Origin of the sequence: Pseudanabaena mucicola FACHB-723, from assembly GCF_014696385.1 — a bacterium.
In the GTDB taxonomy this organism is placed as follows: Bacteria; Cyanobacteriota; Cyanobacteriia; order Pseudanabaenales; family Pseudanabaenaceae; genus Pseudanabaena.
Window position 1 is genome coordinate 22,413 of the sequence record NZ_JACJQB010000041.1, and the last position, 9,397, is coordinate 31,809.

Genomic DNA, 9,397 nt, shown 5'->3' on the forward strand with positions numbered 1-9,397 from the left:
TGAATCACGCAGCGACCGACAAACCCAGAACCACCCGTTCCAAAGGTTTTCATTGAATACTCCTACTTACTCTTTTCCTAGCATCATGGTTTCGACCAGAGCTCGCCAGACACGATCGGGAAGCAGTGTGTGCAACCAGAAAAAAGCTTCTCCATGAGGAGAATAACGCAGTCTACCTGAGCGATCGATCGCGGCACGGTAAATGCTTCTGGCAACTCCTTCAGGTCCAGGCAAAGATGCATCCACTCTCTGATTAAAGCGTTTCACTCGATCCACCATCACAGTGTAATCGGGATGACTAACCCAGTTAGTACTGCGATCAATAAAATCGGTTTTAACGCCACCTGGTTCAATAATTTTCACCTGAATGCCAAAGCGTCGTAGCTCATAGCGTAATGACTCAGATAGCCCTTCTACCGCCCATTTCGTCGCGTGGTAAGGCGAGACCAAGGGAAAGGCAAGACGACCGCCGATCGATGCCACATTGACGATCGTACCTCCGCCCTGCTGACGCAAAATGGGCAGAATGGTTTGAATCGCGGTGACTAGTCCGAAAAAATTAGTCTGAAACTGAAGATGCAACTGCTCAGGGGTCACTCCTTCCAGGGGTCCCATCAATGCATATCCAGCGTTATTTACTAGCACATCAATTCGCCCAAACCTCTCAAGCGTTTCATGGATCGCCGCCTCGATCGTGTCTGTCTTTGTGAGATCCAGTAGGGGACAAATAACATTTTCAGAGTTTGCCCAATCGCCTGCCTTTTGAGGCGATCGCATTGTTGCTGCAACATTCCATCCCTTTTGCAGAAAATATTTAGCAGTTGCTTCACCAATTCCACTAGAAGCTCCCGTAATTAGAACTGTCTGACTCATGAATGATTTCCAAGAAGTTTTAAATTATTCATTCGCAAGCATAAACTGTGGACTATACTCCACAGTCAAGAGTAAATTTTAGATTTGAGGAAATATCATGCTAATAGGTGAATTGGCGAAGAAAACAGGTTTGACTAAGGACACCATTCGCTTTTATGAAAAAAAAGGCTTGATTGAGTCTCAAGAGCGTCAAGCAGGGACGAGATCTTATATGGACTTTAGCCCAGAAATGCTAGATCGAGTTGCCATAATTACCCAAGGTAAATCCTTAGGATTTACGCTCAGTGAGATGAAGCATCTAATAGATACTTGGGGAAATATGGAGATGCCGATCGCTGAAAAATTGAAAATAATCGATAGTAAACTGGAGCAGATCGATGAAAAGATGCGCCACCTTGAGGAAGTTAAGCTTTACCTGACTGCGAAGCGTAATCGAGTTACTGGATAATCAAAGCGATTGCTGTTACTGTAAGTCGTGATTTCTGGGCGATCGCACTAACATTCACTCTTGGTGTATATAGATGTGCATGAGCATTATTAGCATACGTCACATTCATAAGTGCTTACCTACCTATACACAACGCGAAAATATTCGCATACTAAAAGCATCTCAGGGGTTGGCTGCTTACCAATATCAGGCAATACTCGCGAGAAATACCTCCAATGGCTCCTTCTCCAAGAGTCTAGAGATCGGTCATCCTCACCCTCTTCGTAGGCGAACTGTGTGTCCACTTTACAAAATGCTCGAATCTCTACATCTACAGTTTCAATAATACAAAGTGGGTTATTGTCCCCATCCAAAACAATTGTTTTAGATCCCACTTTAGGGAGAGCGATTTCCTCTGCTTCCCATTCCCATAAAGCTGAACAAGTTGCCGTCTTAACTCCCTTTAGAATTAAGGCTCTAAGTTTATCTGCCAAAGCAGAAGAATCACCAAATTGATGAGCCTCATAACTCTCAGAAGTAGATGAAATATTCGGACACTTTTCTATATATGACTGCCAATATTGTTCTAATTTTTTCATTGTTCACCGAGTTTTTTGAAGTAATTGATCTTTTCTGTCTAATTCAAAAGTTTGCTCAATGCATAACTCACCTTTGAACTCTACTTCATCTGATCGCAATAATTTCATACCCAAACGTCTAAGCAGATTGACGGATGGTTCATTTCGTATGTCAGTTACACCGACAATCTTGTGGATATTTTCAAGTTCAAACAGCGAATCAATTAGAGCTTGAACAGCTTCTTTAGCATATCCTTTACCTTGCTCATTACGATTCAAAGTAAACCCAATTTCCACAATTGATGGATCTTCAGCATAAATCAGCATCCCGATATCACCAAGGAGTAAGTTGGATTGCTTGTGTGCGATCGCAATTTGAAACCATTCTCCTAGCTTCCCAATTTCTTCAGTATGCATTTCTCTAATAAAAGATTGCGCTTCACTATGGGAGAACCCTGACCAACCCTGAAATTGAGCAACTTGTGGATCTTGACGATAATCAAGAAACCGTTCTAGATCCTGATCGATAAGTCTACGCAGAATTAGTCTTTGCGTAGATTTAGGGAGAAACCTTTGCGTAAACATTGAAAGCTATTTCAAAGACTATCAATTTAAAATTTACAATACAATTACAGATTGTTTTTGGCGTTTAAGAACAAATCACTACAAATTTTACTTTAATTCAGTTACGATCGCATCAACAATCTATATTCTAAAGGCGATCGCCATTCCTGTGAGTCATGATTTCTAGGCGATCGCTCAATAAATGTTGTTCTTTGCGGCGGGACGCATCCTGAAAGGAATCGCCAATAGCTTTTAAGAACTCAACGATATTGGCGATCGCGCTTAGACTTCTTCGTCTGTTGAATACTTCTCATAATTTCTTTTCCCAGAATAATGCTTTTCCCATTTTTGGATCTAGCTCATAGCCACTGAATCCAAAAGCCTTGTACGCTGCTTGAGCAACATGATTCCCTTCAAGTACTTCTAGAGTAAGTTTACAGCAGCCCAAATCGATTGCGATATCCTCTGCTTTCTGTAACAGAAGTTTTGACAAACCTTGTCCACGGTAAGGTAAAGCAACAATGGCATCATGGATATTTAGTAATGGCTTGCAAGCAAACGTAGAGAATCCTTCAAAGCAAATAACAAGACCTGCGGGTCGAGAATCAACAAACGCAAGAATAACATGAGCCGATTTTCGCTTTGCTAACTCTGCAGGGAGATTTAATTTAACTTGATTGGATAGACCTTGACCACCGCCCATTGGGTCAAGTGCATACTCATCCATTAATTGGATCATCGCTTTCACATGAGCAGATAAACTGAGATCCGCTTTTATGATACTTATCATCTATCTGTTAATCTTTGAATCTTCTAGGATAACAATACCTCACGTCAGATATTTTTTAACGTACCTATACTATGTAAGGTTTAGCCCTCCGTCTGAAATTATAATTTCTCCCGTGAGATAGTGACTTGCAACGATCATAGAAGCTATCTGTGCTATCTCTTCGGGTTGTGCTCCTCGTCCCATCGGAGATCGTTCCTCCCAGAGCTTTCGTGCATCTGTCCAATCTTTGCTCATGGGGGTGTCAACCAAACCAGGAGCGATCGCATTCACACGAATCAAGGGTGACAGACTCACCGCAAGGAGCTTTGTCATATGATTTAGAGCGGCTTTGCTAGCAGAGTATGGGATTGAAGCTCCCTTAGGACGGATGCCAGCATGAGAACTAATATTGAGAATACAGCTAGGGCGTTCACGACTTGATGACTGACGTAAAGCAGTTTCAGCCTCTGTAATGAGTGTCCAAGGAGCGATAACGTTGACTTCATAAAGGTCTCGCCAAATCTCTGGTGAGGCTTCCTTTAGAGAGGTATGTGGAATCGTTGCACTCACACCTGCATTGTTAACCAATACATCTAGCCGACCATAATGTGATAGAACCTCAGAAATCAAATAACGAGATTGCTGTTGGTCGGAGAAATCAGCCTGAAAGTATGATGCACTAGGATAAGCTTCCGCTAATGTCTGTCCAACTATTACTGAAGACTTGGAATGAAAAGCAATCATAAAGCCATCATCAGCAAGCCGCTTTGCGATCGCCATCCCAATGCCAGAGGTCGAACCAGTCACAAGGGCAACTCTCTTTCTATCTCTATCTTCAGTCATAATCTTACTCTTCTCATTTTCCTTAAATCTAATTCTGTCTAACTTATAGTTTTAACGCAATTGCGATTTAGTTACTCTACTGGGTGACAAAATACCGCAGGTTTCTACTTTAAGTCAAATGCGATCGCATCAACAATCTACCTTCTCAAAGCGATCGCTATTACTGTAAAGAGAAGCTATAGCTAGTTTTAATGTTTGAAAAGCCAATGTTTTACTTAGTTAAAGAGTAATAATGCAATTCACTTATTTGTGCCAGAAAATACACATTCCTTTTGCACTCAAGGATTCGTGCTGCACCGTTAATCCTTGAGTGCAAAAGGAGTAAATGCTAGTTCTTTGTTTCAATGGCATGAATAGTAAATGGCTTACCATTTAACTCAATACATTTCTGCCACACATTTTTTCTATTTGGAACGGGATTAAATTCGCCTCGATAAGCTATTTCTATAAGCTGCTTTTTGAGACTTGAATTAAAGCCTTTGAGCGCATTATCAGGCATTTCAGAACACCAAGCATTTACAAAGCCTCTGAAATTGCTATGGTTTCCTTGACCTACATAATTAGAATCTTCGTAAGTAACAATGTATGTATAAAGTGGCATAGTTTTGGATTTCGATTGCACATAAAGTTGTTGTTCATCGGCTGCAAATGACATCTGTGTCAATATCATTGGTTTTCGACAGCCCGCTGCAACAGCGTTGTTATACTTTTTTAGGACATCGACGTACACAATTCAATCAAAGTTTCATCTGGACACCTAACATATGAAGCAATCTGACCCCAAGGCTTAAAGATAACGCCATTTCCCCATTATCAACCTCTTCCTAATCTCCTGACAGGTCTATGAATTTCTTGCTGAGTCCAAAAGCTGTTTTAAAAAAAGTCAATGACTTCAATACGTCAGTAACGTAAATAATCGTATATCCAAATTTCATTGACTTTCTTCTTTTAAGTAATTTGCAAGAAGCATTCGACGCTCGCTAGTATAACTCCACCAAGGCTTAGCAGCTTCTCCCTCAAGAAATCTTTTAGCAGAAATGAGTACATCAAGTAAACATGGATCGTGACGATGACCCATTACATCAGCAAGTTCATTGAAAACCTCCAATGGCTCTCGGATTTTGAGCTGATCGGGAAGTTCAATGCCAATGCTACGTAGATCGGTAGCGATTGCCTTACCGATATTTGGAAGGTGTTCAAGTTCCTTTACTTCGTCTAAAGATTTTTTCATCCTCTTTTTACTCTAAATTAGAAATATAACCATAATACTTGCATAGAAAGTTTCTATCTAATCACTATGCAAGTTGAGCCACAAACGTGCAAGTTTTTAGACCTGATGCCAACACAGATCATTTTTGCGATGCCGGCTCCAACGCAGTGTTAGAATGCTTTTGACTGGTTAGCAACAAAGTCTGACAAGTCTCTGACTACCACAAATCTGCCCTCAATTGTGTCTATAGCATTGCTATCCATGATGACATTCTGTCTTTATCTACCTCCGAACCAAAGCCTAATTCTTTTCGGATAGCGTTTCTAAGATCAACAATGGAATCGGCAGTAATATTTCTTACTGGTTCGCCTGTTGGTCGTACCGCAAGACAGTGTTTGTAATGATCCAAAACTTCAGTTGATTCACAAGTTATGGCAAGCTTATTGTAACAAGCCCTTGCCTTAGCAACATCCACAGGTTCTTGTGAAGCAGGTTTGAACCCTCCCCAATCCAAGTTTGCAAAAAAGATATCAACAATTTCAAGTGCCTCCAAACACGAGGTTCGCTTAATTTCCCATTTTGACTGATTAACTATTTCTTGCGCCTTTACTTCACTTTTGTGAAGTTCCAACTTGTGATCAAATTCTGATTTGATATCGGCTTTAAGTCTTTCAAGTTTCTCTTGATATTGGTGCCTGATGTTTTGCTGAATCCTCTCAGTCAACCATGTCTTTAAAAGCCAACCAACAATAGCTGCAGATATGCTTGATGACGCAATTATTGTAAGAATATTTTCGAGCATAAACTATCTTTGGCATTTCATGGATTTAACATAAAATTCTAACGCAATTGCGGTTTAATTACTCTATCGAGGAAAAAATAACGCAGATTTCTACTTTAAGTCAAGTGAGATCGCTTCAACAATCTATCTCACAAAGCCGATCGCTATTACTGTGAGTCGTGATTTCTAGCCGATCGCTCCAATAACTTATCTGTCGAAAACTTGCCATAAGCGATCGCTTACGACATTTTGCACTTTCTTAAAACTTTTGGCTGTCTAATTTGCAGCTTTCACTTCTGCACTAAGAATCGTATTAATCAAATTATCAACTAAATAATCACGATCAATGGGAATAATATCTTTCCCACCCATCATTTCACTGGTCATCAAAAAGAAAATCAGCGTACCCATAAACATTCGAGCCGCCACATCGGGCGCAGATACACCTTGGCTTGCAAAATATCCTGAGAGAGAATTAATAATCGGCTTATCCATATTCCTAATAAAAGATTTGCTTAATTCAGGAAAACGTCCTGACTCTCCAATTACTAACCTTAGAAAAGTCATTTGTTCAGAAGAATCAGTACAGTTATCTAAGACTTCGTTAGCTATACGCTTCAAGACAATGTGGGCTGGTTCTGAAGAAAAATTTTGTAAATCTGAAGGACATTTTGCCCATTCCTTCTCAAGTACTAATTTCTCTAACAGGGCATTAAATAACTCTTCTTTATCTTGGAAGTGATTGTATATCGTTGGTTTTGATACCCCCGCCGCCGAAGCAACCTTATCCATTGTCGTGCCAGCGTATCCCTGCTCTAAAAAAATCTGCATAGCTCCATCTAAAATAGCAGCTGTTTTTTCGGGGCGATTGGGATGCGAAGGCTTAGAGGATTGCATGAATAAAAAAATATAGAAAAGTGCTTGACATAATTTTACTACATAGTTTAGTTTATTGACAAATTAACTTTACTAAACGGTTTAGTTAAATAGCCAAAGTCCAGTATGGAGCTTGTAATATGCAGATAGCAAACGCCCCTAAAATCCCAAAAAAGTTTATTATTGTCGTGCCTCTCATTCTCCTTGGAACATTTGGTACGTTCACTCTATGGCGATCGCTATCTCCTAGTTCTCAAGCTCAACCAACAGAAAATGTCGCACCCAAAGTTAAGACCGTCACAGCTTTAGGTTATCTAGAGCCACAGGGCAAAGTCATCAAACTTGCTGCACCCTCATCATCAATTGGTGGCAATAGTCGCGTAGAAAAGCTTTTGGTAAAACAAGGCGATCAGGTTAAAGCAGGGCAAGTAATAGCAATTCTGGATAGTCGCGATCGCCTTGAAGCATCTTTACTTGAAGCGGAAGAGCAAGTCAATGTGGCTTTAGCTAATTTGGAAGTGGTGAAATCAGGTGCAAAGCGGGGGGAGATTAATTCCCAACAAGCAGCGATCGCTCGTATTGCTGCCCAACGCGAAGGCGATATTCAAGCTCAACGGGCAGCGATCGCCAGACTTCAGATGGAAGTGCAAAATGCTCAAACCGAGTCTCAACGGTATGAAATACTTTACAAAGAGGGTGCAACCAATGCCTCGCTCCGAGATAGTAAGCGATTGGCTTTGGCGGTAGCCCAAAGGAATTTACAAGAAGCTGAAGCTGTCATTAATCGCATTCAAACTACGCGATCGCCTGAGTTAAATGAAGCTCAATCGACATTGGATCGTATTTCTGAAGTTCGGGCGGTGGATGTCATGGCATCTCAAGCACAGGTGGATCGCGCGATCGCTTCATTGCAACAGGCAAAGGCGCAACTAGATCTAGCCTATGTACGAACACCTCAAGCAGGTGTAGTCCTTGAGGTAAATACCCGTGCGGGAGAATTGGTTTCCAGTAATGGCATTGTGGAAATCGGTAAAACCGATCAGATGCTGGCAGTTCTGGAGGTGTTTGAAGGCGATATTGTCAAAGTGGAAAAAGGAAAAACAGTAAAACTCTTTGGTGATAGTCTGCCCAAGGCTTTGACAGGTGAAGTGGTCGAAATTGGCGAAAGGGTGCAACGTCAGAATGTGGTGAACTCGGATACGACGGCAAATATTGATGCGCGAGTTGTGGAAGTCAGAGTAAAACTTGATCCTGATTCCGCTAGTCAAGTGAGATCCTTAACCAATCTTCAGGTAACAGGAGAAATTCAACTATGACTTTAATTTTGCCTGAGCAAGAAGAGAAAGTTCTATTCAAACAAGAAATAGAAAAGCCTAAGCATAAATTTTGGCAGAGCTTTACTCAACGCACCCCGATTGGTTGGAAGCAGCTAACCAAGAACAAAGGTAGACTATTCGTAGCGATCGCGGGAATCGGTTTTGCTGACTTACTCATGTTTGCTCAATTGGGAATCCAAGCGGCACTTTTTGATGGTAATGTCCTACTTCATCGCAGCATTGATGCAGATATTGTGATTCGTAGCGCTCAATATCGAGATTTGTCCCTCGCAAACACCTTACCGCGCCGCCGTATTTATCAAATTCAAGATATCCCTAACGTCTCATCTGCGGATGCAGTCTATATCTCGACGGTGGTCTGGAAAAATCCTGAGACACGCTTAAAGACCCAACTTACTCTAGTCGGTCAGAGCGTAGAAAGACCAGCTTTTAATTTTCCTGAGGTGAATAAAAACCTTGATAAACTGAAGCAGCCAGACACTTTTCTATTTGACCGCAAAGCCAGAGGTAAGTATGACAAGGTGGTTGCCGCAGTGGAAGATGGCAAGACAGTTGCCACCGAAATCGATCGCCGTTCTATCCAAGTTGCAGGATTATTTTCCCTAGGAGCTTCTTTTGCAACGGATGGCACTCTGATTACTAGCCAAGAGAACTTTCTCAGATTTTTTCCTGAACGAACAGCAGGGCAAATCACTCTGGGATTAGTCAAGGTCAAGGAAGGAGAAGATGTTCAACAAGTCCTAGCAGACCTTAGAGCGGTTCTGCCCAAAGATGCGATCGCTTCCACTAAGCAAGAATTTATCGATTTTGAATTAGCCTACTGGGGCGAAACAACTCCCATCGGTTTAGTCTTTGGCTTTGGTACAGCCATGGCTTTTGTGGTGGGGATTGTGATTGTGTTTCAGATTCTCTCTACTGATGTCAACGATCACCTTGCGGAATATGCCACTTTTAAGGCGATGGGATATGGCGATCGCTTTATAGAACCCATTTGGTATCTTAGGAAGAGTAATGAAAGGGATCAAACATGGGATATATCAGTAGCCTAAGCGATAAAGAGTGGGAGATTATTGAACCTCTGTTGCCGAGAAAAAAGAAAACTTGCCCACCAAAATGGATAAAACGTCAAATATTAGATG

General features: G+C 41.4%; 12 protein-coding genes and 1 pseudogene. 3 read left to right on the forward strand and 10 right to left on the reverse strand.

The genetic code is table 11. The features are described from left to right. Positions 1-66: 66 nt before the first annotated feature. A complete protein-coding gene (locus H6F41_RS15355) occupies positions 67-873 on the reverse strand; it encodes an SDR family oxidoreductase (protein WP_190404345.1) in 807 nt (268 codons plus the stop codon). Positions 874-970: 97 nt separating this feature from the next. Between H6F41_RS15355 and H6F41_RS15360 the strand changes: the two genes are divergently transcribed. After that, positions 971-1,321 carry a MerR family transcriptional regulator gene (locus H6F41_RS15360; RefSeq protein ID WP_190404346.1) on the forward strand — a complete coding sequence of 117 codons (351 nt, stop codon included), beginning with the start codon at positions 971-973 and terminating at the stop codon, positions 1,319-1,321. A gap of 119 nt (positions 1,322-1,440) precedes the next feature. Here the strand turns inward: H6F41_RS15360 and H6F41_RS15365 are convergent, their stop codons facing one another. The 9 genes and pseudogenes from H6F41_RS15365 to H6F41_RS15400 form a co-directional block, all read right to left on the reverse strand. Next, complete coding sequence (locus H6F41_RS15365) at positions 1,441-1,899, reverse strand: ASCH domain-containing protein (protein ID WP_190404347.1); 459 nt, start codon at positions 1,897-1,899, stop codon at positions 1,441-1,443. A gap of 3 nt (positions 1,900-1,902) precedes the next feature. Beyond that, on the reverse strand, positions 1,903-2,463 hold the full coding sequence (locus H6F41_RS15370; RefSeq protein ID WP_190404348.1) for a GNAT family N-acetyltransferase: 561 nt from the start codon (positions 2,461-2,463) through the stop codon (positions 1,903-1,905). A 289-nt stretch (positions 2,464-2,752) separates the two neighbouring features. Beyond that, positions 2,753-3,232 (reverse strand): GNAT family N-acetyltransferase, encoded by a 480-nt coding sequence (locus H6F41_RS15375; RefSeq protein WP_190404349.1) that lies wholly within the window; start codon positions 3,230-3,232, stop codon positions 2,753-2,755. A gap of 69 nt (positions 3,233-3,301) precedes the next feature. Further along, a complete protein-coding gene (locus H6F41_RS15380; RefSeq protein WP_190404350.1) occupies positions 3,302-4,054 on the reverse strand; it encodes an SDR family NAD(P)-dependent oxidoreductase in 753 nt (250 codons plus the stop codon). Positions 4,055-4,382: 328 nt separating this feature from the next. Further along, the gene (locus H6F41_RS15385) at positions 4,383-4,709 is read right to left on the reverse strand and encodes a hypothetical protein (RefSeq protein ID WP_199288795.1); all 327 of its coding nucleotides are present in this window, start codon (positions 4,707-4,709) and stop codon (positions 4,383-4,385) included. A 56-nt stretch (positions 4,710-4,765) separates the two neighbouring features. Then, positions 4,766-4,989 (reverse strand): annotated as a pseudogene (locus H6F41_RS19405) (hypothetical protein). Continuing rightward, positions 4,986-5,285 carry a helix-hairpin-helix domain-containing protein gene (locus H6F41_RS15390; RefSeq protein ID WP_190404351.1) on the reverse strand — a complete coding sequence of 100 codons (300 nt, stop codon included), beginning with the start codon at positions 5,283-5,285 and terminating at the stop codon, positions 4,986-4,988. Before H6F41_RS15390 ends, H6F41_RS19405 begins: the two are co-directional and overlap by 4 nt. Positions 5,286-5,508: 223 nt before the next feature. Next, on the reverse strand, positions 5,509-6,066 hold the full coding sequence (locus H6F41_RS15395) for a hypothetical protein (protein ID WP_190404352.1): 558 nt from the start codon (positions 6,064-6,066) through the stop codon (positions 5,509-5,511). 255 nt (positions 6,067-6,321) lie between these two features. Beyond that, positions 6,322-6,942, reverse strand: a complete 621-nt coding sequence (locus H6F41_RS15400; protein WP_190404353.1) for a TetR/AcrR family transcriptional regulator — start codon at positions 6,940-6,942, stop codon at positions 6,322-6,324. A 119-nt stretch (positions 6,943-7,061) separates the two neighbouring features. On the opposite strand from H6F41_RS15400, the gene H6F41_RS15405 reads away from it, so the two are divergent. Continuing rightward, positions 7,062-8,237: an HlyD family efflux transporter periplasmic adaptor subunit gene (locus tag H6F41_RS15405; RefSeq protein ID WP_190404354.1), complete on the forward strand. Its 1,176-nt coding sequence runs from the start codon at positions 7,062-7,064 to the stop codon at positions 8,235-8,237. Continuing rightward, complete coding sequence (gene devC / locus H6F41_RS15410; RefSeq protein ID WP_190404355.1) at positions 8,234-9,307, forward strand: ABC transporter permease DevC; 1,074 nt, start codon at positions 8,234-8,236, stop codon at positions 9,305-9,307. Before H6F41_RS15405 ends, devC begins: the two co-directional genes overlap by 4 nt. Positions 9,308-9,397 lie beyond the last annotated feature (90 nt).

Coding starts and splice junctions, on each gene's coding strand:
- H6F41_RS15355 (WP_190404345.1), bottom strand. CDS start 873: ATGAGTCAGACAGTTCTAATTACGGGAGCTTCTAGTGGAATTGGTGAA.
- H6F41_RS15360 (WP_190404346.1), top strand. CDS start 971: ATGCTAATAGGTGAATTGGCGAAGAAAACAGGTTTGACTAAGGACACC.
- H6F41_RS15365 (WP_190404347.1), bottom strand. CDS start 1,899: ATGAAAAAATTAGAACAATATTGGCAGTCATATATAGAAAAGTGTCCG.
- H6F41_RS15370 (WP_190404348.1), bottom strand. CDS start 2,463: ATGTTTACGCAAAGGTTTCTCCCTAAATCTACGCAAAGACTAATTCTG.
- H6F41_RS15375 (WP_190404349.1), bottom strand. CDS start 3,232: ATGATAAGTATCATAAAAGCGGATCTCAGTTTATCTGCTCATGTGAAA.
- H6F41_RS15380 (WP_190404350.1), bottom strand. CDS start 4,054: ATGACTGAAGATAGAGATAGAAAGAGAGTTGCCCTTGTGACTGGTTCG.
- H6F41_RS15385 (WP_199288795.1), bottom strand. CDS start 4,709: ATGTCATTTGCAGCCGATGAACAACAACTTTATGTGCAATCGAAATCC.
- H6F41_RS15390 (WP_190404351.1), bottom strand. CDS start 5,285: ATGAAAAAATCTTTAGACGAAGTAAAGGAACTTGAACACCTTCCAAAT.
- H6F41_RS15395 (WP_190404352.1), bottom strand. CDS start 6,066: ATGCTCGAAAATATTCTTACAATAATTGCGTCATCAAGCATATCTGCA.
- H6F41_RS15400 (WP_190404353.1), bottom strand. CDS start 6,942: ATGCAATCCTCTAAGCCTTCGCATCCCAATCGCCCCGAAAAAACAGCT.
- H6F41_RS15405 (WP_190404354.1), top strand. CDS start 7,062: ATGCAGATAGCAAACGCCCCTAAAATCCCAAAAAAGTTTATTATTGTC.
- devC (WP_190404355.1), top strand. CDS start 8,234: ATGACTTTAATTTTGCCTGAGCAAGAAGAGAAAGTTCTATTCAAACAA.